Source organism: Cellulomonas sp. ICMP 17802, assembly GCF_041295535.1.
GTDB lineage: Bacteria > Actinomycetota > Actinomycetes > Actinomycetales > Cellulomonadaceae > Cellulomonas.
In genome coordinates this window covers 16,127-41,655 of sequence record NZ_JBGFQZ010000001.1, presented here as the reverse complement: position 1 = coordinate 41,655, position 25,529 = coordinate 16,127, and the positions used below count along the sequence as shown (strand labels likewise).

At 74.2% G+C, this 25,529-nt stretch carries 29 protein-coding genes and 1 riboswitch; of the genes, 17 read left to right on the top strand and 12 right to left on the bottom strand.

Annotated features, from left to right (window positions below; translation table 11 throughout):
• Positions 1-37 precede the first annotated feature (37 nt).
• From AB5970_RS00230 to AB5970_RS00195, 8 genes are all read left to right on the top strand, one after another.
• Positions 38-628, top strand: coding sequence for a DinB family protein (locus AB5970_RS00230; protein WP_370501885.1), 591 nt, complete (start codon positions 38-40; stop codon positions 626-628).
• The gene (locus AB5970_RS00225; RefSeq protein ID WP_370501884.1) at positions 621-1,067 is read left to right on the top strand and encodes an SRPBCC family protein; all 447 of its coding nucleotides are present in this window, start codon (positions 621-623) and stop codon (positions 1,065-1,067) included. The genes AB5970_RS00230 and AB5970_RS00225 overlap by 8 nt, the downstream gene beginning before the upstream one ends.
• A gap of 36 nt (positions 1,068-1,103) precedes the next feature.
• Positions 1,104-1,274, top strand: coding sequence for a CsbD family protein (locus AB5970_RS00220; RefSeq protein WP_370501883.1), 171 nt, complete (start codon positions 1,104-1,106; stop codon positions 1,272-1,274).
• 145 nt (positions 1,275-1,419) lie between these two features.
• Positions 1,420-2,043: an ArsR/SmtB family transcription factor gene (locus AB5970_RS00215; protein WP_370501882.1), complete on the top strand. Its 624-nt coding sequence runs from the start codon at positions 1,420-1,422 to the stop codon at positions 2,041-2,043.
• A 1-nt stretch (position 2,044) separates the two neighbouring features.
• Positions 2,045-2,233, top strand: a complete 189-nt coding sequence (locus tag AB5970_RS00210; RefSeq protein ID WP_370501881.1) for a hypothetical protein — start codon at positions 2,045-2,047, stop codon at positions 2,231-2,233.
• A gap of 50 nt (positions 2,234-2,283) precedes the next feature.
• On the top strand, positions 2,284-2,808 hold the full coding sequence (locus AB5970_RS00205) for a GyrI-like domain-containing protein (protein ID WP_370501880.1): 525 nt from the start codon (positions 2,284-2,286) through the stop codon (positions 2,806-2,808).
• 148 nt (positions 2,809-2,956) lie between these two features.
• Complete coding sequence (gene sigK, locus AB5970_RS00200; RefSeq protein WP_370501879.1) at positions 2,957-3,532, top strand: ECF RNA polymerase sigma factor SigK; 576 nt, start codon at positions 2,957-2,959, stop codon at positions 3,530-3,532.
• On the top strand, positions 3,529-4,299 hold the full coding sequence (locus tag AB5970_RS00195) for an anti-sigma factor (protein WP_370501878.1): 771 nt from the start codon (positions 3,529-3,531) through the stop codon (positions 4,297-4,299). The genes sigK and AB5970_RS00195 overlap by 4 nt, the downstream gene beginning before the upstream one ends.
• Positions 4,300-4,765: 466 nt before the next feature.
• Here AB5970_RS00195 and AB5970_RS00190 read toward each other — a convergent pair whose 3' ends face one another.
• Positions 4,766-5,446, bottom strand: a complete 681-nt coding sequence (locus tag AB5970_RS00190) for a fasciclin domain-containing protein (protein ID WP_370501877.1) — start codon at positions 5,444-5,446, stop codon at positions 4,766-4,768.
• A gap of 149 nt (positions 5,447-5,595) precedes the next feature.
• Between AB5970_RS00190 and AB5970_RS00185 the strand changes: the two genes are divergently transcribed.
• From AB5970_RS00185 to AB5970_RS00175, 3 genes are all read left to right on the top strand, one after another.
• Complete coding sequence (locus AB5970_RS00185; protein ID WP_370501876.1) at positions 5,596-7,461, top strand: cytochrome c biogenesis protein DipZ; 1,866 nt, start codon at positions 5,596-5,598, stop codon at positions 7,459-7,461.
• 123 nt (positions 7,462-7,584) lie between these two features.
• Positions 7,585-7,659, top strand: a riboswitch (cyclic di-GMP riboswitch).
• Positions 7,660-7,675: 16 nt separating this feature from the next.
• Positions 7,676-7,828, top strand: coding sequence for a hypothetical protein (locus AB5970_RS00180; protein WP_370501875.1), 153 nt, complete (start codon positions 7,676-7,678; stop codon positions 7,826-7,828).
• Between the two features lie 177 nt (positions 7,829-8,005).
• Positions 8,006-8,386, top strand: coding sequence for an SHOCT domain-containing protein (locus tag AB5970_RS00175; protein WP_370501874.1), 381 nt, complete (start codon positions 8,006-8,008; stop codon positions 8,384-8,386).
• Positions 8,387-8,440: 54 nt separating this feature from the next.
• Here the strand turns inward: AB5970_RS00175 and AB5970_RS00170 are convergent, their stop codons facing one another.
• A complete protein-coding gene (locus AB5970_RS00170) occupies positions 8,441-10,966 on the bottom strand; it encodes a flippase-like domain-containing protein (RefSeq protein ID WP_370501873.1) in 2,526 nt (841 codons plus the stop codon).
• Between the two features lie 188 nt (positions 10,967-11,154).
• Between AB5970_RS00170 and AB5970_RS00165 the strand changes: the two genes are divergently transcribed.
• Positions 11,155-11,742 (top strand): HdeD family acid-resistance protein, encoded by a 588-nt coding sequence (locus AB5970_RS00165; RefSeq protein WP_370501872.1) that lies wholly within the window; start codon positions 11,155-11,157, stop codon positions 11,740-11,742.
• On the opposite strand, the gene AB5970_RS00160 is transcribed toward AB5970_RS00165, so the two are convergent.
• Positions 11,739-12,620, bottom strand: coding sequence for a CPBP family intramembrane glutamic endopeptidase (locus AB5970_RS00160; RefSeq protein WP_370501871.1), 882 nt, complete (start codon positions 12,618-12,620; stop codon positions 11,739-11,741). The two genes, AB5970_RS00165 and AB5970_RS00160, sit on opposite strands and share 4 nt — an antisense overlap.
• Positions 12,621-12,729: 109 nt before the next feature.
• Here AB5970_RS00160 and AB5970_RS00155 point away from each other — a divergent pair, with 109 nt between their 5' ends.
• Genes AB5970_RS00155 through AB5970_RS00140 form a run of 4 tightly spaced genes read left to right on the top strand, consistent with a single transcriptional unit; the run spans position 12,730 to position 15,383 of the window.
• Complete coding sequence (locus AB5970_RS00155; RefSeq protein WP_370501870.1) at positions 12,730-13,404, top strand: hypothetical protein; 675 nt, start codon at positions 12,730-12,732, stop codon at positions 13,402-13,404.
• On the top strand, positions 13,397-13,699 hold the full coding sequence (locus tag AB5970_RS00150) for a transcriptional regulator (protein ID WP_370501869.1): 303 nt from the start codon (positions 13,397-13,399) through the stop codon (positions 13,697-13,699). Before AB5970_RS00155 ends, AB5970_RS00150 begins: the two co-directional genes overlap by 8 nt.
• Positions 13,696-14,613 (top strand): ABC transporter ATP-binding protein, encoded by a 918-nt coding sequence (locus tag AB5970_RS00145; RefSeq protein ID WP_370501868.1) that lies wholly within the window; start codon positions 13,696-13,698, stop codon positions 14,611-14,613. Before AB5970_RS00150 ends, AB5970_RS00145 begins: the two co-directional genes overlap by 4 nt.
• Positions 14,610-15,383: an ABC transporter permease gene (locus AB5970_RS00140; RefSeq protein WP_370501867.1), complete on the top strand. Its 774-nt coding sequence runs from the start codon at positions 14,610-14,612 to the stop codon at positions 15,381-15,383. The genes AB5970_RS00145 and AB5970_RS00140 overlap by 4 nt, the downstream gene beginning before the upstream one ends.
• Before the next feature lie 6 nt (positions 15,384-15,389).
• Here AB5970_RS00140 and AB5970_RS00135 read toward each other — a convergent pair whose 3' ends face one another.
• From AB5970_RS00135 to AB5970_RS00125, 3 genes are read right to left on the bottom strand one after another with little or no spacing between them, the layout of a single operon-like run.
• Positions 15,390-17,750, bottom strand: a complete 2,361-nt coding sequence (locus tag AB5970_RS00135; protein ID WP_370502521.1) for a heavy metal translocating P-type ATPase — start codon at positions 17,748-17,750, stop codon at positions 15,390-15,392.
• Positions 17,751-17,779: 29 nt separating this feature from the next.
• On the bottom strand, positions 17,780-18,016 hold the full coding sequence (locus AB5970_RS00130; protein ID WP_370501866.1) for a heavy-metal-associated domain-containing protein: 237 nt from the start codon (positions 18,014-18,016) through the stop codon (positions 17,780-17,782).
• A gap of 13 nt (positions 18,017-18,029) precedes the next feature.
• Positions 18,030-18,311 (bottom strand): metal-sensitive transcriptional regulator, encoded by a 282-nt coding sequence (locus AB5970_RS00125; protein ID WP_146927746.1) that lies wholly within the window; start codon positions 18,309-18,311, stop codon positions 18,030-18,032.
• Positions 18,312-18,404: 93 nt separating this feature from the next.
• Between AB5970_RS00125 and AB5970_RS00120 the strand changes: the two genes are divergently transcribed.
• Complete coding sequence (locus AB5970_RS00120; RefSeq protein ID WP_370501865.1) at positions 18,405-18,863, top strand: RrF2 family transcriptional regulator; 459 nt, start codon at positions 18,405-18,407, stop codon at positions 18,861-18,863.
• A gap of 37 nt (positions 18,864-18,900) precedes the next feature.
• On the opposite strand, the gene hemL is transcribed toward AB5970_RS00120, so the two are convergent.
• The 6 genes from hemL to hemE form a co-directional block, all read right to left on the bottom strand.
• On the bottom strand, positions 18,901-20,244 hold the full coding sequence (hemL, locus tag AB5970_RS00115; protein WP_370501864.1) for a glutamate-1-semialdehyde 2,1-aminomutase: 1,344 nt from the start codon (positions 20,242-20,244) through the stop codon (positions 18,901-18,903).
• The gene (gene hemB / locus AB5970_RS00110) at positions 20,241-21,218 is read right to left on the bottom strand and encodes a porphobilinogen synthase (RefSeq protein ID WP_370501863.1); all 978 of its coding nucleotides are present in this window, start codon (positions 21,216-21,218) and stop codon (positions 20,241-20,243) included. The genes hemL and hemB overlap by 4 nt, the downstream gene beginning before the upstream one ends.
• A complete protein-coding gene (locus AB5970_RS00105) occupies positions 21,218-22,036 on the bottom strand; it encodes a uroporphyrinogen-III synthase (protein ID WP_370501862.1) in 819 nt (272 codons plus the stop codon). The genes hemB and AB5970_RS00105 overlap by 1 nt, the downstream gene beginning before the upstream one ends.
• Positions 22,033-23,004, bottom strand: coding sequence for a hydroxymethylbilane synthase (gene hemC / locus AB5970_RS00100; RefSeq protein WP_370501861.1), 972 nt, complete (start codon positions 23,002-23,004; stop codon positions 22,033-22,035). Before hemC ends, AB5970_RS00105 begins: the two co-directional genes overlap by 4 nt.
• 156 nt (positions 23,005-23,160) lie before the next feature.
• Positions 23,161-24,462 (bottom strand): protoporphyrinogen/coproporphyrinogen oxidase, encoded by a 1,302-nt coding sequence (locus AB5970_RS00095; RefSeq protein ID WP_370501860.1) that lies wholly within the window; start codon positions 24,460-24,462, stop codon positions 23,161-23,163.
• Positions 24,462-25,526, bottom strand: coding sequence for a uroporphyrinogen decarboxylase (gene hemE / locus AB5970_RS00090; protein WP_370501859.1), 1,065 nt, complete (start codon positions 25,524-25,526; stop codon positions 24,462-24,464). Before hemE ends, AB5970_RS00095 begins: the two co-directional genes overlap by 1 nt.
• Between the last annotated feature and the right edge of the window lie 3 nt (positions 25,527-25,529).

Sequence of the window (25,529 nt, the reverse complement as noted above, 5' to 3'; positions counted from 1 at the left end):
GTCGGGACGATCCCGTTCCCCACCCGCGGAGGTCCGCATGGACGAGTTCGACTGGTCGATCCTGAGCGTCCCGACGCCCCGCGCCGTGGTGCGGGGCCAGCTCGAGTTCTCGTGGTGGGAGCTCGGGCGTCGGCTCGAGACCGTCACGCAGGACGAGTTCCTCTGGGAGCCCGCACCGGGGGCCCTGAGCGTGCGCCGCAGGACGGAGTCGACCGCGCCGCGGGCCTTCGGGTCGGGCGAGTGGGTGGTGGAGTGGCCCGACGGGCCCGACCACCCGGGGCCGCGGACCGTCGCCTGGCTGGTCGCCCACCTGACCGAGGTGCTGACGGAGCGGTACGACTGGACGTTCGGCGACCACCGGGCGCGTCGGCCGGACCTCGTGTACTCGGGCGAGGTCGGGCCGGCGGTCGACGGGCTGACCCGGGCGGCCGACCTGTGGCGGGCCGGCATCGCGAGCATGTCCGACGACGACATCTTCACCGTCGGCCTCAGCCAGGCCACCGAGATCGACCAGCAGTCGCCGTTCGCCCACCTCGTGGCGCACATCAACCGCGAGATCATCCACCACGGGTCGGAGATCTTCACGCTCACCGACCTCTACCGCGTCGCAGGAGGCGCTCATGTCTGAGAACCTCGTGGCCCGCGCCACGGTCGAGATCCCGTCACCCGCCGCCGACGTCTGGGGTGTGCTGGTCGACCCGACCGCCACGTGGATGGTCGGCGCGCGCGTGACCAGCACGTACGTCGTCGGCGATCCCATCACGTTCGACGGCGTGTGGGACGGCAAGCCCTTCCAGGACCACGGCGAGATCGTCGAGGTCGACCCCCCGCGGCTGCTGCGCTACACGCACTACTCGCCGCTCAGCGGGCAGCCCGACGTCCCCGAGAACTACCACCACCTGACCTTCACGCTGGTGGAGCGCGACGGCTCGACCACCGTGACGCTCGAGCAGGACGGCAACGGCTCGCAGGACGAGGTCGACCACGCGACGGGGCTCTGGGAGCAGGTGCTGGGCGCCCTGCGGGCTGCGGCGGCTCCGGATGCGGACCCGGCCGACGCGTCATAACGTCGAGGAGTTGCCAACCCGAGAGGAGTGATTCTGATGGGTCTCGACGACAAGATCGGCAACGCTGCCGAGGAAGCCAAGGGCAAGGTCAAGGAAGCGGCCGGCAAGGTTTCCGACGACGAGCGTCTCGAAGCAGAGGGCAAGGCGGATCAGGCCAGCGCGAACGTGAAGCAGGCTGGCGAGAACATCAAGGACGCGTTCAAGTGAGCTGAGCTCACGCGATCCGACCTGCTCGGCAAGACCGGTGAGGGCCCCCACCATGACGGTGGGGGCCCTTGCTGTGCACTCGACCGCAACATCTCTTTCGCAATAACTCTTGCGCAATGACTGTTGCGAGTTCTACGGTGGTTGCATGAGCACCGACGACCGAACCCTTCGCAGCGACCCGGAGCGCATCCGCGCCCTGGCCCACCCGCTGCGGCTCGCGCTGCTCGAGTTCCTCGACGACGTCGGCGAGGCCACGGCCACCCAGTGCGCCAAGCACACCGGCGAGTCGGTGGCCAACTGCTCGTTCCACCTGCGGCTGCTGGCGCGCTACGGGTTCATCGAGCCCGCCGAGCAGCGCGGCCGCGAGCGCCCCTGGCGGCCGAGCGCCGACCGCACCCAGTTCGTGCCCGACGAGTCCGTGCCCGGCTCGGTCCGCGCGGTCGTCGAGCTCGCCGAGGTGACGGTCCAGCAGGAGGCCCAGAGCTTCATCGGCTTCCTGCGCGAGCGGGCCGACCGGTCCGACGAGCTGGCCGGCACCCCGCTGCCCGCCTCGATGACCAAGGACACCTACTGGGCCACGCCCGACGAGACGGACGAGCTGCTCCGGGCGATCGGCGCCCTCCTGCAGCCCTATGTCGACCGGTCCCGGGACGCCGCCGCGCGCCCGGCCGGCGCCCGCCTCATGCGGTGGTTCGCCACGAGCCACCCCGATCTCCACGTCGATCCCACCCCGGGTCCCACCGGACCCGCCGCCCCCGAGGAGGCGTGACATGGTCGCGCTGACGTACGACGTGCGCACCGTGCGCATCCCTGTCCCCCGGCTGGCGCTCCGCACCCCGCGCCCCCGCCGGACCCCCGCACCCGTGGTCGTCGCCGAGCACTGGGAGCGCGTCGAGCGCCGGGCCGACGAGCGGCGTCGCGACGCCCAGCGGACCGCCGCGCTCGCCCTGCACTCCTGACCTGCAGCACCGGGCCGGCGGTCGTAGCCTCGGGCCAGGAGGCTGGTCCGATGCGTGCGACAACCCTGGTCCCCGTGCTGGTCGACCGCCCGGCGGTGCCCTACGTGGGCATCAGCCGGACGGTCACACCGGCCACCTTCGCGCTGGTCGCGGACCGGTTCGCCGAGCTGTTCGCCTGGCTCGCCGAGCACAGCCTCACGCCGGCCGGCCCTCCGTTCTTCCGGTACGACGTCATCGACCGGGACCGCAGCATGGTGGTCGAGGCCGGGATGCCGCTGGCGGAGGAGGTCCAGGGGGCCGACGGCGAGGTCGTCCCCGGGGTGCTGCCCGCCGGCCGCTACGTGGTGACCAGCCACGTGGGGCCGCCGGACGAGCTCGTGCAGGTCACTGCCGACCTGCTCGCCTGGGCCGAGGCCGAGGGGCTGCGGTTCGACCGGTGGGACACCCCGCTGGGCGACGCCTGGGGCTGCCGGCTCGAGCTGCAGCTGTCGGACCCGCGCGTCGAGCCGGACATGACGCGGTGGGAGACGCAGCTGGTGTTCCGGCTGGCGGACGACGACGGCGCGGCCGGCTGAGCCATCCGGCAGGGCGTCGGCACCGAACCCTGTCCGTCCCCCTTCCCGACGGATGACGGATCCGATGTCCCAGGTACTGCTGTCGATGCCCCCGGCGCGGCGCGCCGTCGACCGGCGCGCGCCCACGCGGTGGGGCACACTGGCCCGCGTGGAGCGAGGAGCGGGAGAGGCCGACGCGCCCCGATCCGCCGAGGCCCTGCTCAGCGAGGTCGCGGGCGGCGACGACTCCGCCTTCGCGACCCTCTACGACCTGCTCGGCCGCGGCGTCTTCGGCACCTGCCTCGGCGTCCTGCGGGATCCGGACCACGCCGCCGAGGTGGCGCAGGAGGTGTGGGTCGAGGTCTGGCGCACCGCCGCCCGGTTCGACGCCGGCCGCGGCTCCGCCCGCACCTGGACCCTGACGCTGGCGCACCGACGCGCGATCGACCGCGTCCGCGCCGTGCAGGCCCAGCGCGATCGCGACCAGCGCGTGCTGGACCAGAGCGCCGAGCGCGAGTTCGACGTGGTCGCCGACGAGGTCGAGTCGGCTCTCGAGCAGGTCCGCGTCCGCGACTGCCTGGGCACCCTGACGCCTACGCAAAAGCAGGCGGTGGTCCTCGCGTACTACGGCGGCCGGACCTACCGTGAGGTGGCCGACGAGCTCGCCGCGCCCCTGCCCACCGTCAAGACGCGGATCCGGGACGGCCTGATCCGCCTGCGCGACTGCTTGGGGGTGACCGCATGAGCACCTCGTTCCCCGACGACGACGCCCGCTCCCTCCTGGGCGCGTACACGCTGGACGCCGTCGACCCCGACGAGCGCGCCGCGGTCGAGCGCCTCGTGGCGAGCGACCCGGAGGCCGCCGCCGAGCTCGCGCAGCTGTCCGCCGTCGCGGCCGCGCTCGGCGACGCCGTCGCCGGCGACCCCCCGGCCGCCCTGCGCGCGTCGGTCCTCGCGGCGATCTCCGGCACCCCACAGGTGGGCACCCTCGACGACGCCCCGGCCGCGGCGGTGCCCGCCGCCGGGACGTCCTCGCCGGTGGTGCACCTGGCCGACCGCCGACGACCGGCGCGCACGCGCTGGCTCGCCGTCGCCGCGGCCGTCGTCATCGGCGCCGCCGTGCCCACCGCGCTGGCCCTCCAGCAGGCCCAGCGCGCGCACCAGGCCGAGCAGCAGCAGCAGGCGCTGGCGGACCTGCTCACGGACCCGTCGGCGGTCGTCGTGCACGGGGACGTGACCGGCGGCGGCGTCGCGACCGCGATCCTCACCGACGACGCCGCCCTGTTCAGCGCGTCCGGCCTGCCCGACCCCGGCGACGACCGCGTCTACCAGCTCTGGGTGGTGACCGGCGACCAGGCAGCCTCCGCCGGTGTCCTCGCCGACAGCTCCGGGTCCGTCCGCCAGCTCACCGAGGACTTCTCGGCCGGCGCGGCGCTCGCGGTCACCGTCGAACCGGCCGGCGGCTCGCAGCAGCCGACCACCACGCCGGTGGTCGTCCTCTCCGCCGCCTGACCCGGGGCGGCGCAGGCAAGTCACCGCCGCGTCAGGGGGCCGGGGCGGGTCCACGCCGCGCCGAGCCTTGTCGAGTCCGCGCCGCGCCCGGTGGCCCCGGGCGGGTCCACGCCGCGCCGAGCCTTGTCGAGTCCGCGCCGCGCCCGGTGGCCCCGAGTCGCCCTCGACCGCCGTGCGCCGCGGCCACTCCGATCGCCCGGTCGACCCGCGGGTCCGCGAGGTCGTGAGTTGGCGACGAAGTCGTCAGTTGCAAGTCACGACCTCGTCGCGAACTCACGATCTCGTCGCGAACTCACGATCTCGTCGCGAGCGGACGACCTCGTCGTGACCTGGCGAGCCCGCCGCCCCCGGACGCAGCGGAGCCCCCTCGCCGTACCCTGCGAGGGGGCTCCGCGCCTCGGCGGCCGTCAGGGGTGGCCGCGAGCGCAGACGGACCGGCCGCCGGAGCGACCGGGCCGCCGGGTCGTCACATCGTCGGCATGAGCACCGTGTCGATGAGGTAGACGGTCGCGTTGGCCGTGTGGACGCCGCCGCAGATCACCTTGGCGCCGTTGACCATGAGGTCGTCGCCGGAGCCGGTGACCTCGACGGTGCCGCCCTGGACGGTGGTCTGCGTGCCGTCGATCATGTCGGGCGACAGCTGCCCGGGCACCACGTGGTACGTGAGGATCGACGACAGCGTGGCCGAGTCGGTCTTGAGGGCCTCGATGGTGGCGGGGTCGATCTTGGCGAAGGCGTCGTCGACGGGCGCGAAGACCGTGAACTCGCTGCCGTCCAGGGTGTCGACCAGGTTGACGTCGGGGTTCAGCTTGCCGGAGACCGCCGCGACGAGCGTGGTGAGCAGCGGGTTGTTCGACGCGGCCACGGCGACCGGGTCGGTCGACATGCCGGTGACCGAGCCGGGGCCGTCCGGGACCGCGGCGGCGTAGTCGGCACAGCCGGGCCCGACGAGGTCGGAGGCCGGGTCGGCCGTCATCGCGTCGTCCGTGGCCATGTCGGACGTGGTCGGCATCGGCGTCTCCATGGCGGCCGACGAGTCGGAGCCCGCCGTGTCGTCGTTCGAGCCCGAGCTGCAGGCCGTGAGGGCGAGGCCGGTCACGCCGGCGAGCAGGACGGCGGCGATGCGGGTGCGGTTCGTGGTGCGCATGGTGACTCTCCCTTGACAGTTCCGGTCATCTCTCGCGGGTGGTTCGGGACCGTCGGGGGGCCGGATGGGTGGGATCGCCGACGAGTTCCGGACGAGTCCCGGACCCGCGCATGACCCATCCATGGGGGTCACCGCCCCGAACCTGCGCCATGGACCTGCTCACGCTCGCGCTCATCGGGCTCGTCGGTGGCCTCATCACCGGCATCTCGCCGTGCATCCTGCCCGTGCTGCCCGTCGTGTTCTTCGCGGGCGGCGTGCAGGGGGCCCGGCCGGCCATCAAGGTGGCAGCGACCACCAAGGGCGCCGCCGGCTCGGTGGGAGCGATGGCCCAGCCGTCCTTCCTGTCGGGTCCGACGACGTGGAGACCTGACGGCGGCGGCGTCGCGACGCTGGAGGCGCCGACGCCGGCGACGAAGGCCCGCGACCGGGCCTCCGCCCGCCGCCCGTACCTGGTCATCGCCGGCCTGGTCACCAGCTTCACGCTGGTCACGCTGGTGGGGACCGTGCTGCTCAACCTGCTCGGGCTGCCGCAGGACCTGCTGCGCTGGGCGGGCATCGCGGTCCTCGCGCTGCTGGGCGTCGGGCTGCTGGTGCCGAAGTTCGAGGAGGTGCTGGAGCGCCCGTTCCAGCGGCTGACCCCGAAGCGCGCGCCGGGCGCGGCCCGCGGCGGCTTCGTGCTGGGCCTCGGGCTCGGCGCCGTGTACGTGCCGTGCGCGGGACCGGTGCTCGCCGCCATCACCGTGGCCGGCGCCACCGGGACGGTCGGCCTGAGCACCGTCGTGCTCACGGTGAGCTTCGCGCTCGGCGCCGCGATCCCGCTGCTCGTGCTCGCGCTCGCCGGCCGCAAGGTCGCCGAGCGGATCGCCGCGTTCCGCACCCACCAGCGCGGCATCCGGGCGGCGGGCGGCGCGCTGATGATCGCGCTGGCCCTCGCGCTGGCGTTCAACCTCACGGACGCCATCCAGCGGGCGTTGCCGGGCTACACCGACGCCCTGCAGTCGAAGGTCGCCGCCAACGAGACGGTCCAGCGCCAGCTCGACCTGGGCGGCCTGGTCACCGACGAGAACCGGCAGCTGGCGGACTGCACCAACAACTCGGCGACGCTCGAGGACTGCGGCCCGGCACCGGCCATCCGCGGCATCGACACGTGGTTCAACACCCCCGACGGCGCGCCGGTCGACCTCGCGGACCTCAAGGGCAAGGTCGTGCTGCTCGACTTCTGGGCCTACTCCTGCATCAACTGCCAGCGCTCGGTCCCGCACGTCACGGCGTGGGACGAGGCCTACCGGGACGACGGCCTGGTGGTGATCGGCGTGCACACGCCCGAGTACGCGTTCGAGCGCGAGACCCGGAACGTGCAGGACGGGGCGCAGCGGCTGGGGATCACGTACCCCGTGGCGCAGGACAACTCGTACGCCACGTGGACCGCGTACCGGAACCGCTTCTGGCCGGCGCACTACCTGATCGACGCCGACGGCCGGATCCGCCAGGTCTCCCAGGGGGAGGGCGGCTACGCCCAGACCGAGACGCTGATCAGGAAGCTCCTCACGACTGCCGACCCGGGCGTCGCGCTCCCCGCGCGGACGCAGGTGGACGACACCACGCCGCAGGGTGACGTGACGCCCGAGACGTTCCTCTCGGTGGGCAAGCGCACCAACGTCGCCGGCGACTACCGGGAGGGGGAGGCGTCGTACGTCCTGCCCAGCACGCAGGCACCCGACACGGTCGCGTTCGGCGGGACCTGGACCACCGACTACCAGGGCGCCACGGCCGGCCCTGACGCGGCCCTGCGCCTGACGTACCACGCGAAGGTGGTGCAGGCGGTCATGGGCGGCTCGGGCACGGTCACGGCGACGGTTCGCGACGAGGACGGCACGGTCGTCGACCGCGTCGACCTCACGGTCGGCGGCGCGCCGAAGGCGTATCCGCTGGTCGGCGGCTCGTCGGCGGCGGTGGGGACCGTCGAGCTCACGGTGTCGCCCGGCGTGCAGGTGTTCTCGTTCACGTTCGGGTAGCAGGCGCGGGAGCACCGGGCGACCCGCCAGATACGGCCGACCGGGTGAAATGGACGAATGTCCGATTTTCGGGCCGTTGACACGCTTCCACGGCCTCTCATGTTGCTCTAATGTCTGACTTGTCAGCGAAAACGGCAAACCCTCCGCAAGGAGGGGACGCAAAGCCACGGGACCTACAGGGTCAGCCGGGCTACCGAACAGACAGGACAGTGTCATGGACCAGCGCGGATATTCAGTCGACCCGTCCGAGACCTCCAACCTCACCCCGGCTTTCCCGGTCCCGCGCGTTCAGGCGTGGGCGGGGCTCGCGGCTCGTCGCAGCGCGATCGAGCTGGTGCCGGCGCAGCGCGAGCACGCGGCGGCCTGAGAACCACACCGACGCACGCCAGAGCCCCTCGGACCACGCGGTCCGGGGGGCTTCTGTGTTGCTGCAGGTCAGCGCGACGCGGCCGTCGGAGTTTTGCTGCGGATCGCACTGTTTGTCCGCTAGCCTCCAAGAAGCAGGCCTGCCAGTCGGGGTCGGCCGCTGTCGAGAGAAGGTCGCATGAACAGCTTTGCGCAGTGGTTCTGGCTGCTGATCTGGTGGTTCTTGTTCTTCGCCTACCTCGTCATCCTTTTCCAGATCCTCGGGGATCTCTTCCGCGACCGCGAGCTCAGCGGCTGGTGGAAGGCCCTCTGGATCATCGCGCTGATCGCGGTGCCGTTCTTGACGGCGCTGATCTACGTGATCGCCCGCGGCCGGGGGATGTCGGAACGGCAGATGGCAGCGGTACAGCAGGCCAAGTCGGACACCGACTCCTACATCCGGGAAGTCGCGGCGGGCAAGTCGCCGGCGGAGCACATCGCCGACGCCAAGGCGCTGCTGGATGCAGGGACGATCGACCAGGCCGAGTTCGCCCAGCTCAAGGCCAAGGCGCTCGCCTGACCTGAGCTCGACACTCCGGGCCGGTGCCGCTCAGGTGCCGGCCCGGAGGCGTGCCTAGAGCTCGCCGGTCTTCTGCAGGTACCGCATGGCCACCCAGCCGATCGGGATGCGCAGCCAGTAGGTGGCGACCCGGAAGAGCACGGCGATCGACGTCGCGATACCGGGGTTGATCCCCGTGATGCTGGTGAGCGTGCCGGCGAGCGCGAGCTCGATGGTCCCCATGCCGCCGGGCGTCGGCACCAGGGCGCCGGCGGTGTTCCCCGCGAGGTAGACGAGCGCCACCTGGATGAGCGTGGCGTCCTGCCCGAACGCGGCGAGGCTGGCGTCGAACGCGAAGATGAAGCCCAGCGTCATCAGCAGGTTGCCGCCGATGGCCAGCGCGAGGCGCCACGGCTGGCCGAGCACCTCGATCAGGCGCGGCCAGGTCTGGCGCAGCGTCGGCATGGTCTTGGCGAGCACCCACTGGCGCACCCGGGGGACCAGCAGACCGGAGGCGACCAGCGCCGCCAGGATGCCGATGACGAGCAGGACGACCGGCGAGATGGGCAGCGGAGACTCGGTGTCGCCGGACACGATGGTGAGCACCAGCAGCAGCCCGAGGGTCACCACGAACTGGCTCACCTGGACCAGCGCGACCGTCGCGGCGGAGAGAGTCGTCGACACCCCGCGCTTCTGCAGCATCCGCAGGTTCAGCGCCGCGGGCCCGATGCCGGCCGGCGCCGCGAGCCCGACGAACGTGGCCGCGGTCTGCACCAGGGTCGCGCGCCAGAGCGGCAGCTTGACCGGCGAGAAGGCGACGAACGCGAGCGCGGCGCCGACGAGGGTCGCGAGTCCGAGCGCGAAGGCGACCACCGTCCAGCGCCAGTCGCCGGCGGCGAGCGCCGAGGTGATCTCCTCGACGTTGATGCTGGTGATGACGAAGACGACGGCGACGATCGGCACCACGATCGTCAGCACGGTGCGCGCGCCGAACCGGACCAGCTGCTGCGGCTCGACGTCGGCCTCGGGCAGCCGGTCGACCAGGGCCGACCGCAGCTCGGCGAGCACCTTCTTGTCGGCGCGCATCTCGTTGCGGGTCAGCCGCGGCAGGGTGATCGTCTGCAGCAGCGGGCCGATCTCGGCGATGTGCGCGTCGGGCAGCACGGCGACCGCGGACTCGAGCGCGCGCCGCGCCCCGACCCGCAGGGCGAGCAGCGCGACCAGCTGCGTGACGTCCATGCGGCGGGCCAGCTCCGACGACGCGACGTCGCCCTGCTCCCAGCTGGTCAGCCAGACGACCGGGCGGCCGACGACCGTCTCGACCAGCAGCACGTCGCTGGTCAGCGACCGGTGGGCGATGCCGGCGTCGTGCGCGAGCTGCAGCTGCGCCCAGATCTCGCGCAGCACCTCGTCGGTCAGCGCCTCGGGGGCCAGGTCGCCCAGGGGCACCGCGTGGCCCGGACGCTCCTGCACCAGCAGCATCGAGTCGTCGGCCTCCGCGATGCTCAGCAGCTTGGGCGTGCGCACGCCGGCCGCGCGGGCGGCGTAGGCCAGCAGGGCGGACCGCTCGGCCGCCTGGCGCAGCGAGACCACGGAGCGGCCCTCGATGCCGCGCATGCGCAGCGACCGCCACAGCCGCGAGAGCATGCCGACCACCTGCCGGTCGCCGTCGATGACGACGAGGTCGAGCTCGACGTGGTCGTCCGTGGTCAGCTCGTACACGCGGTGGTCGGTCGAGCGGGTGAGCGCGCGCGCTGCTGAGTCGCCGTCCAGCGGGGACTCCCCGGTCGTCTCGTCGGCCACCCGGCTGAGCCGGACCGGCTCGAAGCCCGCGCGTCGCACGCCGGCGACCAGGGTGGCGCCGTACGCGCGCTCCGACTGCACGCCGGACAGGTACCGGACGCCCAGCCCGGCGACGCGCCCGACCAGGAACGAGACGACGAGGCCCGGCAGCGAGACCCCGGCCGTGATGAGCAGGACGCCGATGGCCACCCAGAGCAGGTTCCACGACCACTGGACCGTCCGGCGCCGGCCGCGGGGGCCCACCACGGTGAGCAGGCCGACCAGCAGGGCCACGTAGGCGGGCAGCGTGACCACCCACTCGCCGCCGGACCGGATCGACATGCCGACCACGAGCTCGTCGGAGCCGAACGTCTCGATCGCCCAGAGCACGACCGCGTTGAGCAGCAGCGCCGCGAGGCCCGCACCGAGGCCGTCCAAGATCTGGCGCCCGAGCCGGCGGAACGCGAGCTCGGTGACCACGGCGAGCGGGACCGCGAGGATGACGAACCCCTCGAGCACCCGGACGGGCACGAACAGGATGCGCTGCAGCAGGCTGGCGAACCCCTGCACGTCCTCCGCGACGCCGGTCGTGGTGTTGTGCGCGTAGGTCGCCAGCACCAGCACCAGGGCGATGCCGAGGGCGGAGAGCACGGTGCCCAGCAGGTCGCTCGGGTGGTGCACGCGGACCGTGGGGACGTCGTCGATGTCGACGACCTTCTCCTCGACCACCGGGGTCGGCGTCGTCGGCTCCGCGGGCGCGACGTCGTCCGCGGGCGCGGCGGCGCCAGCCGCCGCGCGACTGGCGGGTGTCGCGGACATAGGGGCGAGTCTAGGCAGCCGGACCGGACCTGACCGGACCGGCGGGCCGGGGATGCTGTCGGTCTCGTCACGGCGGCCGTGACCTGCTCGGACGGCTGTGCGCGCGTCCGTGCCTTGTGTCCGGATCGTCCACTAGCGTGACGCTCGAGGGGGTCCCCCCTCGACCGCCCTTCGTCGTGGAGGCCCCGATGTCCGACGACCTGACCGCCGAGGTCTCCACCGCGCTCCGCCGCATCTGGTGGCTGCCGGTCCTGCGTGGTGTGGTGCTGCTGATCCTCGGTCTGTTCATGCTCGTGCAGCCGTTGGGCACCGTGAAGGCGCTCGTCTGGGTGTTCGGGATCTTCGCCATCCTGGACGGCGTCATCGCCATCGGGCAGTGGCTGGGCAACCGCAAGGAGCCCGGCGCGGGCTGGTGGCTGATCTCCGGCCTTGTCGGCATCGCGTTCGGCGTCATCGCCGTCGTCTGGACCGGCCCCACGGCGCAGGTGATCTTCTACCTGATCGCCCTCTGGGTCCTCGTGCTCGGCATCCTCGCGGTGATCGCCTCGGTGGTGCTCTACCGCTCGCGGGACATCGGCTGGTACTGGGTGCTGACGTTCGGCCTGATCTCGTTCCTGTTCGGGCTGCTGCTGATCATGAACCCGCAGACGTCGGTGAGCATCATCGTCGTGCTGCTGGGCCTGTTCGCGTTCGTCGGCGGCGTCGTGCTCATCGTGAGCGGCTTCGCGACGAAGCAGCTGGCCAAGCAGCTGGACGCCGGGTCGGCGACGATCTAGTTGAGGCCCAGCGCCGCGATCCACGCGGCCGGCACCAGCGCGTAGCCGACGAACACCACCATGTCCATGATCGTGTGCGCCACGACGAGCGGCATGACCCGGCGTCGGCGCCGGTAGTACTCGGCGAACAGCAGGCCCATGATCGCGTTGCCCACGAACGCGCCCCAGCCCTGGTACAGGTGGTAGCTGCCGCGCAGCAGCGCGCTGGCCACGACGATCGCCGGCGCGCTCCAGCGGAGCTCGCGCAGCCGCTCCATGAGGTAGCCGACGACGATGACCTCCTCCAGCAGCGCGTTCTGCAGCGCCGCGAGGACCAGCACGGGGATGGTCCACCACGCCGCGTTGAGGGCCGACGCCTGCACCTGGACCGCCAGGCCGAGCGCCCGCGCGACCGCGTACAGCCCGAGCCCGGGGATCCCGATGAGTGCCGCGAGCCCGACCCCGACGCCGAGGTCCCGCCACGGCCGCGTGACGTCGAGCCCGATGCGCCGGACCGCCGACCTCCCGTTGGCCGACAGCAGGTAGAGCGCGAGCGCGACCGGCACCAGCGCGAACCCGATCTGCAGCAGCTGGTAGGTGAGGTCCAGCCACGGGCGCGGTGACCGGCTCGGGTTGAGGGTGGTCGACTGGTCGGCCAGGGGGGGTCCGGCGGTGAGCCGGTCGATGATGTTGACCACCGCGTACAGCCCGGACCGGCCCAGCGACAGGCCGAGCACGATCCAGATCTCGGTGGTGAGCCGGCGCCGGTAGGCCCGCTCGCTCGGCGGCGGAGCGCCCGCTGCCCGCGCCACGGGGGACGGCTCGGTGGGGTCCGTGGTGACGACGTCGCCGCGCGCGGGACCGTGCGGGCTCGCGTCGTCGGGGGTCGGCGCAGTCATGAGGCGAAGCGTAGGACCGAACCCTGGACGTCACCTGGACGCCCGCTGAAGGGGCTTGTGGTCGGCTCGTCGACAAACTACTTTGTGGAGCAAACCGGAAGGAAGCGACATGACCACCGAACGTCCGGGCGAGCCGGACCCCGCGCTGCCGGACGCCGACCCCGCGCCGCGGGTCGCGGACGCCGACTCGGCGCCGGGGCTCGCGGACGCGCTCGCGATCATCGAGGCGCAGCGGGCGCGGGCCGCGGACGTGCGCCCGTCGAGCGCGCTGCTCTTCGGGATCTGGGGCCTCGTGTGGCTGGTGGGCTACGGCGCGATGTGGTGGACGGCTCGCGACGACAGCACGCCCTCGGTGGCCGCGGCGGTCGTCGCGATCGGGGGCGGGCTGCTCGCGCTCCTGGTGACGATCGTGCACATCGCCCGCCGGACGCGCGGGATCGTCGGCGGCAGCGCGCGCCAGGGCGCGATGTTCGGCTGGGCGTGGGCGATCGGGTTCGTGGCGCAGAGCATGATCGTCGGCGGCCTGGGGCAGGCCGGGGCGTCGGGCGAGGTCATCGCGCTGGCGGCCAACGCGATCGCTGCGCTGGTGGTCGGCCTGCTGTACCTGGCCGGCGGGATCCTCTGGCGGGCCACCGGCATGTACGTGCTCGGCGGCTGGATCGCGCTGGTCGGCGCGTCGGCCGCGCTCGCGGGCCTGCCCGGGTCGTACCTGGTCATGGCGCTGGCGGGCGGCGGCGGCATGCTGGCGATGGGCGCGGTCGAGGCGGCGCGGGCCCGTGGCTGACGTCGAGCTGGACCCGGTCATCCACGCGCAGGCGCGGCTGCGCGTGGTCGCGACGCTGGCGTCGCTGGGCGCGCACGACCGCATCGCGTTCCCGCGCCTGCAGAAGCTGCTCGACATGACGGCAGGGAACCTGTCGACCCACCTGCGCCGACTGGAGGAGGCGGAGTACGTGACGATCACCAAGACGCACGAGGGCCGGACGCCGGCCACCTACGTGGAGCTCACGCTCACGGGGCGGTCGGCGTTCGAGCGGTACACCCGGTCGGTGCGCGCACTGCTGGACGGTGCGTCGTGACCGCGGTCGTGGAGCTGGTCGGGGTGACCCGCACGTTCGGGGCCGTGACCGCCCTGGACGACGTGTCGCTGACGGTCGGCGAGGGCGAGCTCGTCGGGCTGCTCGGGCCGAACGGTGCCGGCAAGACCACGCTGCTCAGCCTGGTCAGCGGGCTGCGCGCGCAGGACTCGGGCGAGGTCCGGCTGTTCGGCGGCGACCCGCGGCGGGCGTCGTCACGGATCGGGCTGGGCACCACGCCGCAGGAGACCGGCCTGCCGCCGACGCTGACGGTCGGTGAGGTGGTGGACCTCGTCGCGAAGCACTACCCGGCGCCCATGACGCGGGGCGAGGTGCTCGCCCGGTTCGGGCTCGAGGACCTGGTCGCGCGGCAGACGGGCGGGCTGTCCGGCGGGCAGAAGCGGCGGCTGGCCGTCGCCCTCGCGCTGGTGGGCCGGCCGCGCCTGGTGCTGCTGGACGAGCCGACCACGGGGCTCGACGTCGAGGCGCGGCACATCCTCTGGCAGGCGCTGCGCGACTATCACGCCGACGGCGCGACCGTGCTGCTGACCAGCCACTACCTCGAGGAGATCGAGGCGCTCGCCGAGCGGGTGGTGGTGATCGGCGGGGGCCGCGTGCTGGCCGACGACAGCCTCGCGTCGGTGCTCGGCCTGGTGGCGCTGCGGCGCGTGATCCTGTCGCTGCCCGCGGGCGCGGGGGTCGACCTCGCGCGGCTGCCCGGCGCCCAGAGCGCGCAGCAGGGTCCCGACGGCCGGTGGACGGTGCTGGCGTCGGACGCCGACCGGCTGGTCCGCGCGCTCGTCGTCGAGGACGTCCCGTTCCACGACCTGGAGCTGCGCGGCGCCTCGCTGGAGGAGGCCTTCCTGGCCCTGACCCACGAGTCCCACGAGTCCCCCGACGAGAAGGTCGTCCGATGAGCACCGTCCTGACACCCCGGCCGTTCTGGGCGCTCGCCGTCGTGCACGCCCGGTTCCAGTTCCTGGAGACGATCCGGATCCCCATCGCGGTGATCGGCAACCTGCTGTTCCCGTCGCTGGCGCTGCTGTTCTTCGTGATCCCCCAGCGCACGGTCGCCGACGACCCGCTCTACTCCACGGCCGCGATCGCGCAGCTCGGGGTGTTCGCCGTGATGTCGACGTGCCTGTTCTCGTTCGGCGTCGGCGTCAGCGAGGACCGCGCCCTGCCGTTCGACCCGTTCCTGCGCACGCTGCCCGCCGGTGCCGGGCCGCGCCTGGTCGGCCGGGTGCTCAACGGCGTCCTGTGGTCGTACCTCGCGCTGGTCCCGCTGGTGCTGCTCGGGGCCGTCGCGACCGCCGCGACCGTCACGCCGTCGCAGGCGCTCGCGGCGATCGTCATGGTGCCCGCGGTGGCGGTGCCGTTCCTGCTGCTCGGGCTCGCTATCGGGTACCGGCTCAGCTCCAAGGCCGCGATCGCGGTGGTACAGGCGACCCTGTTCCCGCTCGCGTTCGCCGGCGGGCTGTTCCTGCCGCCCGAGGCGTTCCCCGCGTGGCTCGACGCCCTCAGCAAGGTGCTGCCGTCCCGGGCCGCCCGTGACCTGGCGGTGCAGGCGGTCACCGGTGCGCCCGCGTACCCGCTCGCGCTGGTGGTGATCCTGGCGTGGACGGTGGTGTTCGCGGCCCTCGCCGTGACGGCGTACCGCCGCGACGAGGGCCGCCGGTTCCACTGACGGGCGTCAGGCGAACCGGCGCAGTCGCAGCGAGTTGCCCACGACGAGCACCGACGAGAACGCCATGGCCGCGCCCGCGATCATCGGGTTGAGCAGGCCGAGCGCGGCCAGCGGGATCGCGGCGACGTTGTAGGCGAACGCCCAGAACAGGTTCTGCTTGATCACCCGCAGCGTCCGGCGGGACAGCCGGATCGCGTCGCCGGCCGAGCGCAGGTCGCCGCGCACGAGCGTGATGTCCGCGGCCTCGATGGCCACGTCGGTGCCGGTGCCCATGGCGAGGCCGAGGTCGGCGGTGGCCAGGGCGGCGGCGTCGTTGACCCCGTCGCCCACCATCGCGACGCGCGCGCCCTCGGCCTGCAGGCGCGCGACGACCGCGACCTTGTCGGCGGGCAGCACGTGGGCGATCACGTCCTCCTCGGCGATGCCGACCGACCGGGCCGCCGCGCGTGCCGCACCCTGGTTGTCGCCGGTGAGCAGGACGGGCCGCAGCCCGAGCGCCCGGAGCTCCTCGACCGCCTGCGCGGAGGACGCCTTCACCGGGTCGCGCAGCACCAGGATGCCGCGGGGCGAGCCGTCCCACGCCACCATGACCGCGGTGGCGCCGTCGGCCTCGGCGGCGTCGAACGGCTGCTGGAACGCGCCCGGGTCGACGCCCTGGTCGCGCAGCCAGGCCGGGCGCCCGACGAGCACGCGCCGGCCCAGGCCCACGCCGGAGTGAGCGGTGCGGACGACGCCCGAGACGCCGTGACCGGCCTCGGCGCGGAAGTCGAGCACCTGGTCGGCGCCGATGACGACGCCGTCGCCACCGGTCGGGCCGTCCGTCGTGCCGGCCGCCGCCGCGACGGCCCGGCCGATCGGGTGCTCTGCCAGCTGCTCGACCGCGGCGGCGTAGCGCAGCACGTCCGGTCCGCCGACCACCTCGACGAGCGCCATCCGGCCCTCGGTCACCGTGCCGGTCTTGTCCAGCACGACGGTGTCGACGGTCCGCGTCTGCTCGAGGACCTCGGGGCCCTTGATGAGGATGCCCAGCTGCGCGCCGCGGCCGGTGCCGACCAGCAGCGCGGTCGGGGTCGCCAGCCCGAGGGCGCAGGGGCACGCGATGATCAGGACGGCGACGGCCGCGGTGAACGCGGCCTGGACCCCGGACCCACTGAGCAGCCACGCCGCGAGGGTGCCGGCGGCGAGCACGAGGACGACGGGCACGAAGACGGCGGAGATGCGGTCGGCCAGCCGCTGCACGGGGGCCTTGCCGGTCTGGGCGGTGGCGACGAGGCGGCCGATCTGCGCCAGCCGCGTCTCGGAGCCCACCCGGGTCGCCCGCACGACGAGCGCGCCCGAGGTGTTGATGGTCGCGCCGGTGACCTCGTCCCCGGGGCCGACGTCCACGGGCACGGGCTCGCCGGTGAGCAGCGAGGTGTCGAGCGCGGAGGTGCCGCGGACCACGACGCCGTCGGTGGCCACCTTCTCGCCGGGGCGCACCGCGAACTCGTCGCCGACGACCAGGCGGTCGACGGGGACGCGGTGCTCGGTGCCGTCGACCAGGAGCGCGACGTCCTTGGCCCCGAGGTCGAGCAGCGCGCGCAGGGCGTCACCGGCGCGGCGGCGGGAGCGGTGCTCCGCGTACCGGCCGGCCAGCAGGAACGTCGTGACGACGGCCGCGACCTCGAAGTACAGCTCGGGGACGGCCATGCCCTGCTCGGCGCGGGGCCACAGCGACGGCGTCATGGTGATCCCGAGCTCGCCCGCGCCGCCGAGCAGGAGCGCCCAGAGCGACCAGCCCGTCGCCGCGATGATGCCGATCGACACCAGCGTGTCCATGGTCGAGGCGCCGTGCCGGGCCGCGCGGAAGGCGGCCCGGTGGAACGGCCAGGCCGCCCAGGTGGCCACGGGCAGGGCGAGGGCGGCGACCACCCACTGCCAGCCGACGAACTGCAGGGCCGGGATCATCGAGAGCAGCAGGACCGGGACGCTCAGCACGGCCGCGACCCGCAGGCGTGCGCGCAGCTCGGTGCCGCGGGCGTCGGTGGGGGCCGACGTGTCCTCGTCGGCGTCCATGGAGTGCCCCGGGGCCATGGAGTGGCCGGAGAGGGCGTGCTCGAACGGGTCCATGTCGTGGTGCATGAACTCGGCGGACGCCCCTCGGTGCTCGGGCGGCGCCGGCTCGTGGACCACCGGACGCTCGGCCCCGACCACCCGGGCGTCGTAGCCGGCGGAGCGGACCGCGGCCACGAGCGCCTCGGTGTCGGCGGGCTGCCCGTCGGTCATGGTGACGCGGGCCGACTCGAGCGGCAGGTTCACGGTGGCCTCGACGCCCGGCAGCCGGTTGAGCTTCTTCTCCACGCGCGCGACGCACGACGCGCAGGTCATGCCCTCGATCGCGAGATCGACCGTGTCCTTCACAGCAAGGACCTCCGCGGCGTGATCGCGTAGCCGGCCTCGACGACGGCCTCGGCGACCGAGGCGTCGGACAGGGGGGCGTCGGAGACGACCGACACCGTCGACGACCCGCCGACCGTGAGCTGGACGGCGACGTCCTGCACGCCGGGCAGCGCGGAGAGCTCGGAGGTGACCGCGGCGACGCAGTGCCCGCAGGTCATGCCGTCGACGCCGAATGTGGTGGTGATGGTGCTCATGAGGGGTTCTCCTTCAGCTGCGGACGAGGCGGGCGATGGCGTCGGCGGCTTCCTTGACCTTGGCCGCGCCCTCCTCGGGGGACTGGCGGGCGGCGTCGACGACGCAGTGGGCGAGGTGGTCCTCGACCAGCCCGATGCTCACGGCCTGCAGCGCCTTGGTGACGGCCGCGACCTGGGTGAGGATGTCGATGCAGTACACGTCCTCGTCGACCATGCGGGCGATGCCGCGCACCTGGCCCTCGACGCGGCGCAGGCGCTTGAGGTAGTCGTCCTTGGCGTCGGTGTAGCCGTGCATGGGGTCCTCTTCCGTCGGCGAGCGGGTGCTTCTCTCGCAACACCATACCCCCAGGGGGTATTCCGTGCGACGGCGGGGGGCACAATCGACCCCATGCGGGTCTCGGCGAAGGCGGACTATGCGGTGCGGGCGTGCGCCGAGCTGGCGGCGTCCGCGCACGGCGACCCCGTGCGGGCCGACGACCTGGCGGTCGGGCAGCAGCTTCCCGTCGCGTTCCTCGAGCGGATCCTGGGCGACCTGCGCCGCGGCGGGGTGGTCGCCAGCATCCGCGGGCGCTCGGGCGGCTACCGGCTGGCGCGGCCGGCCGACGAGATCACGCTGGCGGACATCATCCGGGCCGTCGACGGACCCCTGGTCACCGTGCGCGACGAGCGACCGACCGCGCTCGAGTACGCCGGTTCGGCGCAGGCGCTGCTCGAGGTCTGGGTGGCGCTGCGGGTGAGCGTGCGCGACGTGCTCGACCAGGTGACGCTCGCCGGACTGGTCTCGGGCGAGCTGCCCCCGCACGTGCACCAGCTGGGCGCGCGCGAGGACGCCTGGGTCAACCCGTAGGCGAGACCCAGGCAGGCCCAGTCCGGCCCAGTCCGGCTCAGTCCGTCGGAGCCGTGGCCTGGGCGGCGGCGCGGACGGCGGCCGGGAGGGCCGAGACGATCCGGTCGAGCGCGGCGTCGTCGTGCGCGGCCGAGACGAACCAGGCCTCGAACGGCGACGGCGGCGCGTACACCCCGGAGTCGAGCAGCGAGTGGAAGAACGGCGCGTACCGCCAGGACTCCGTGGCCTTGACGGCGTCGTAGTTCCGGGCGCCCTCCGCGGCGGCGTCGGCACCGAAGAAGGTGCTGAACAGGTTGCCGGCCCACTGGATCGCGTGCGGCAGGCCCTCGGCGGAGAGCGCGGCGCCCAGTTCCGCCCGCAGGTGCGCGGAGACGGCGTCGACCGTCGCGTACACGTCCAGGTCGGCCAGGCGCAGCGTCGCCAGGCCGGCGGCCGTGGCCACCGGGTTCCCGGACAGCGTGCCCGCCTGGTAGACGGGCCCGACGGGAGCCAGCAGCGCCATGACGTCGCGGCGACCGCCGACCGCGGCGACCGGCAGGCCGCCGCCGATGACCTTGCCGAACGTGTAGATGTCCGCCGCCCAGCCCTCGCGCAGCCCCTCGAGCCCCCACCAGCCGGAGTACCCGACCCGGAAGCCCGTGAGCACCTCGTCCTGGATGAGCAGCGCGCCGTGCTCGAGCGTCAGGCGGCGCAGCGCGGCGTTGAAGCCGGGCAGCGGCGGGACCACGCCCATGTTGGCCGGGGCGGCCTCGGTGATGACGGCGGCGATGCGGTCGCCGTGCGCGGCGAACGCGGCCTCGATGGCCTCGACGTCGTTGTAGGGGACCACGATCGTCTCGGCCGCGACGGCCGCGGAGACGCCGGCGGAGTCGGGCAGGCCGAGCGTCGCGACGCCCGAGCCGGCCGAGGCCAGCAGCGCGTCGACGTGACCGTGGTAGCAGCCGGCGAACTTCACGACGAGGTCGCGGCCGGTGGACGCGCGCGCCAGGCGCAGCGCGGTCATGGTCGCCTCGGTGCCGGTGGAGACCAGGCGCACGTTCTCGGCGGCGGGGACGCGCGAGCGGATCTCGTCGACCAGGTCGACCTCACCGATCGTCGGGGCGCCGAAGCTCAGGCCGCGCCCGGCGGCCTCGCGGACCGCGGCGACCACCTCGGGGTGCGCGTGGCCCAGCAGCGCGGGACCCCACGAGCCCACCAGGTCGACGTACTCGGTGCCGTCGACGTCGGTGACGTACGCACCACGGGCGGACGCGAGGAACCGGGGCGTGCCGCCGACGTTGCCGTACGCGCGGACGGGCGAGTTGACGCCGCCGGGGATGACGGCCTGCGCGTGCGCGAAGGCGCTGGCGCTCGCGGTGCTCGCCGAGGTGGTGACGCTCATCGGATCTCCTCTGCCAGCCAACCGGCCAGCTCAGTCGCAGAGTACGTGAGGACGTGATCGGCACCGGCGCGCCGGATGCTGAGCACGGACTCGAGGATCGCCCGTCTGCGCTCGATCCAGCCCCGCGCGGCGGCGGCCTCGATCATCGCGTACTCACCCGACACCTGGTAAGCCGCGACCGGGACCGTGGACATCGCGGCCACGTCGGCCAGGATGTCGAGGTAGGCCAGGGCCGGCTTGACCATGACGATGTCCGCACCCTCGGCCAGGTCGATCTCGACCTCGCGCACGGCCTCGCGGCGGTTCGCGGGGTCCATCTGGTAGGTCCGCCGGTCGCCCTCGAGCTGCGACTCGACCGCGTCGCGGAACGGGCCGTAGAACGCGGACGCGTACTTGGCGGCGTAGGCCAGCACGGCGACGTCGTCGCGACCCGCGTCGTCCAGCGCGTCCCGCACGTACCCGACCTGGCCGTCCATCATGCCGCTGAGCCCGACCACGTGGGCGCCGGCCTGCGCCTGGGCGAGGGCCATCTCGGCGTACCGGACCAGGGTCGCGTCGTTGTCGACCGCCCCGGACGGCGTGAGCACGCCGCAGTGCCCGTGGTCGGTGAACTCGTCGAGGCACAGGTCCGCCTGCACGACGAGCGCGTCGCCCACCTCGGCGACCGTGTCCGCGATCGCGAGGTTGAGGATGCCCTTCGGGTCGGTGGCCTGCGAGCCGACCGCGTCCCGCACGGTGGGGATGGCGAAGAGCATCACGCCGCCGAGCCCGGCGCCGGCCGCCTCGGCCACCGCCTTCCTCAGCGAGTCGCGCGTGTGCTGGAGGACGCCCGGCATCGAGGTGATCTCGCGCGGCTCGGTCAGCCCCTCCTTGACGAACACCGGCAGCACCAGCTGCGCGGCGGTCAGGCGGGTCTCCGCGGTCAGGCGGCGCAGCGCGGGGGTGGCGCGCAGGCGGCGAGGACGGATCCTCATCAGAGCTCCTCGGGGCTGGGGATCGGGCCAGGGAGCACCGTACTGACCGCGCGGGTCAGGGCGTCGACCATGCCGGTCATCGTCTGCTCGGTCGCCACGCCCGCCAGCGGCAGCCCCAGGCGGGCGGCCTCCGCGGCGGTCGACGGGCCGATGCCGATCATCAGCGTGCTGGCGGGCGGCGGCCCGAGCCGGGCGGCGAGCTCGCGCACGGTGCTGGCCGACGTGAGCAGGGCGGCGTGGATGGTGCCCTCGGTCCAGTCGCGCCGGACGTCGTCGGGCGGCGGCGCGGCGGGCACCGTGCGGTAGGCGACGACGTCGGTCACCTCCCACCCGCGCTCGTGCAGGCCGTCGCTGATCGTGGCGGCGGCCAGGTCGCCGCGCGGGAACAGCACGCGGGCGGGGGCCGAGGGCGCGGGCCAGGCCTCGACCAGGGCGCGCGAGCTGGACTGGCCGCGCGGGACCAGGTCGGGCTCGACCCCGACCTCGCGGAGGGCCCGCGCGGTGCCCGGTCCGACGGCAGCCACGCGCACGTGCCCGTCGGACAGCAGCTGCGGCAGGCTGCCCGCGCTCTCCTGCGCGCGGTCGGCCAGCACCGGCACCGCGGCGGGGCTGGTGACCACGAGCCACGAGTACCAGCCCGACTCCAGCGCGAGCAGGGCGTCGTCGAGCTCGGTGGGGTCCTCGGGCGGGACGGTCTCGATGAGTGGCACGACGACGGCCTCGGCGCCCGCCGCGGCCAGCGCGACCTCGGCCGGGCTCCGCCCCGCTGCCGGCCGCGGGACCAGGACGCGCCAGCCCGCCAGCGGCGTGGCGGTCATCGGACGGCCCCCAGCGCGGCGAGGTCGGCGGCGCCCGCGTCGATCAGGGTCTCGGCCAGCGTGATGCCGAGGCGGCGGGCGTCGTCGGCGCTGTCGGTGCCCAGGGGCGTGCTGACGCCGCGGCGCAGGGTCGCGCCGCCGTCGGGCCGGGCGACCACCGCGTCGAGCCGCAGGCTCCGGCCGTCGTCCGCGAGGTGCGCCCAGGCCCCGATGGGCGCGGCGCAGCCCGCCTCGAGGCGCCCCAGCAGCGCGCGCTCGGCCAGCACCGCCAGGCGCGTGGGCCGGTGGTCGAGCCGGCGCAGGGCCAGCGCGAGGGGCGTGCCGGGCTCGAGGTCGGCACGGACCTCGACGGCGAGGGCGCCCTGGCCCGCCGCGGGGGCCATGACGTCCGGCGCGAACGCCTCGGTCATGGCGTCGAGCCGCCCGAGCCGGGCCAGCCCCGCGCGGGCGAGCACCACGGCGTCGAGGTCGCCGGGCCCGATGCCCGAGCCGGCCACGCGCCCGAGCCGGGTGTCGACGTTGCCGCGGATGTCGACGACGACGAGGTCGGGGCGCGCGGCGAGCACCTGCGCGGCGCGGCGCGGCGAGCCCGTGCCCACGACCGCGCCTGCGGGCAGGAGGTCGAGCGTCAGCCCGTCGCGCGCGCACAGGGCGTCGGCAGGGTCCTCGCGCGGCGGCACGGCGCCGAGCACCAGCCCGTCCGGGTCGCCCGTCGGGAGGTCCTTGAGGGAGTGCACCGCGACGTCGCAGCGGCCGTCCAGCAGGGCGTCGCGCAGCGCGGTCACGAACACGCCGGTGCCGCCCAGGCTCTGCAGCGAGCCCGTCAGGCGGTCGCCGTCGGTGCGCACGTGGACGGTCTCGAGGGTGAGGTCGCCGCACCCGAGGTCGGCGAGGGCGTCGACCACGTGACCGGTCTGGGTGAGCGCGAGCGCGCTCGCGCGGGTCCCTACCCGCACGTGCTGAGGCATGCGCCCAGTCTCCCCCTCCGTCGCGGGGATGTCGAAGCGCGGGAATGACCGTGACGCGGTCGTGACAGCTTGTCAGAAAATGCGACCGGAAAATGTGACGCGCGACATTCTTGCGCGGCATGACGACGCGTTGTCAGAAAATGTGCGGGGAAATGCTCAGAGCACCGAGCGGGCGGCCGCGCGAGCGTCGGGGACCACCGACGCGAGCCCGTTGCCGGCCACCCACGCCCCGCAGACCGCGACCCCGTCGAGCGCCTCGACCGCGGTGCGGACCTCGCGGACGACGGCCTGGTGCGCGGCACTGGGACGCGGGAGCGCCTGCGTCCACCGGACCACGGCGTGACCGAGCAGCCCGCCTGCCTCCAGCGGCACCGCCAGCAGGGTCGACGCGTCCCGGAGCGCGACGTCGACGTCGGCCGGCGTCTCCGCGCCCGCGCGACCGTAGGAGAGCCGGACCACGTGCCGGCCGGGCCCGGCGGCGCGGGCGAGCCACGCCCACTTGGCGGTCGCGTGCGTGAGCGCCTTGGCGGCCACGTCGGTGGCGTCGCGCGCGACGAGCACGCCGGTGCCGCGGGGAGCGGCGTCGAGCTCCGGCGCGTCGAGCACGAGGGTGACCAGCGTGACCTGGGCGCCGGGGTCGGGCTCGCCGGCGGCGATGCCGAGCAGGCCAACCGCCGCCGGGGTCGCCAGCACGAGCCGCGCGGCGCGCTCCCCGGCCACGTCCCACCCGTCGGTGGTCCGGCGCGCGTCGGTGACCGCGACGCCCGTGCGGACCTCGCCGCCGCACGACTCGACGTCCGCGACGAGGGCGTCGACCAGCACGTGCAGGCCGCCGTCGAGCCCCTGCACGGCCGAGCCCGCCGGGGCCGAGGCGCGCAGCCGGCGCACGGCCCGGGCCAGAGAGCCGCGCGTCGTCAGCCCGGGCGCGACGGCGTCGACCGCGAGATCGTCGGGGTCCGCCGCGTGCACGCCGCCGACGATCGGCCGGACCAGGCGGTCGAGCACGCGAGCGCCCATGCGCCGGCGGACCAGCTCGCCCAACGAGTCCGCGGGGGTCGAGGGGAGCACCAGGTCCAGGCTCGCGCGCGCGGCACCGACCAGCCCGAGGGTCCGTCGGACGTCGGCCGCCCACGGGTGCGCGGGGATGCCGAGCAGCCCGGTGCGCGGCAGGGGCCCGTCGCCGTGCGGGAGGTGCACCCAGGAGCCGTGCGGCTCGGGCGTGCGGACGCGGTCGGCGAGCCCGAGCTCGTCCAGCAGGGCCGCCACCGTGCCGCCGCGCGTGGCGAACGACTCCGCGCCGGCGTCCAGGCGCAGCCCGGCGACCGTGTGCGCGCGGACCGCTCCGCCGGGCGCGTCCCGCTGCTCGAGGACGAGCGTGCGCAGGCCCTCGTGCGCGAGCTCACGGGCCGCGACCAGGCCCGCGATCCCGCCGCCGACGACGATCGCGTCCCAGGTCATCAGATGGCGTGGACCAGCTCGGCCACGCGCGTCAGCACGGTCGGGTCGGTCTCGGGCGGGACGCCGTGCCCCAGGTTCACCACGTGCCCGGGGGCCACCGAGCCGCGCGCCACGACGTCGCGGACGTGCGCCTCGAGCACCGGCCACGGGGCGGCCAGCAGGGCCGGGTCGATGTTGCCCTGCAGCGGCGTGGTGCCGCCGAGCCGGCGGTTGGCCTCGTCGAGCGGCAGCCGGTAGTCGACGCCGATGACGTCGGCGCCCACGTCGCGCATCGCCCCGAGCAGCTCGCTGGTGCCCGTGCCGAAGTGCACCTTGCGCACGTCGAGGTCGGCGACGTGGCCCAGCGCGCGGGCCGATGCCGGGGCGACGTGCGCGGTGTAGTCGGCGAGGCCGAGCGAGCCGGCCCAGGAGTCGAACAGCTGCGTCGCGCTCGCGCCCGCCAGCACCTGCGCCCGCAGGAATGCACCCGTGACGTCGGCCGCCCACTCGGTGAGCGCCGCCCAGGTGGCCGGGTCGGCGTGCATCAGGGTGCGGGCGGCAAGGTGGTCGCGCGACGGGCCGCCCTCGACCAGGTAGGCGGCGAGCGTGAAGGGGGCGCCGGCGAAGCCGATGAGGGGCGTCCCGCCCAGGGCGTCGGCCGTGAGCGCGACGCCGTCCGAGACGGGCTGCAGGGCCTCGGCCGTCAGCGGGCCGAGGTCGCGGAGCCGGGCGACGTCGTCGGCGGTCCGCACCGCGGAGCCCATGACCGGGCCGACGCCGGGCGTGATCTCCACGTCGACGCCGGCCAGCTTGAGGGGCACGACGATGTCGGAGAAGAAGATCGCGGCGTCCACGTCGTGCCGCCGCACGGGCTGCAGGGTGATCTCGCTGGCCAGCGCCGGGTCGAGGCAGGCGTCGAGCATGGCCGTCCCGGCCCGGGCCGCGCGGTACTCGGGCAGCGACCGGCCGGCCTGCCGCATGAACCACACGGGCCGCCGCTGCGGCTGCTCGCCGGAATAGGCACGCACCAGAGAAGAATTCTTCGTGCGGCCGTCGACGAGCGGGTGGGCGGAAGGAAGGTTCACGTG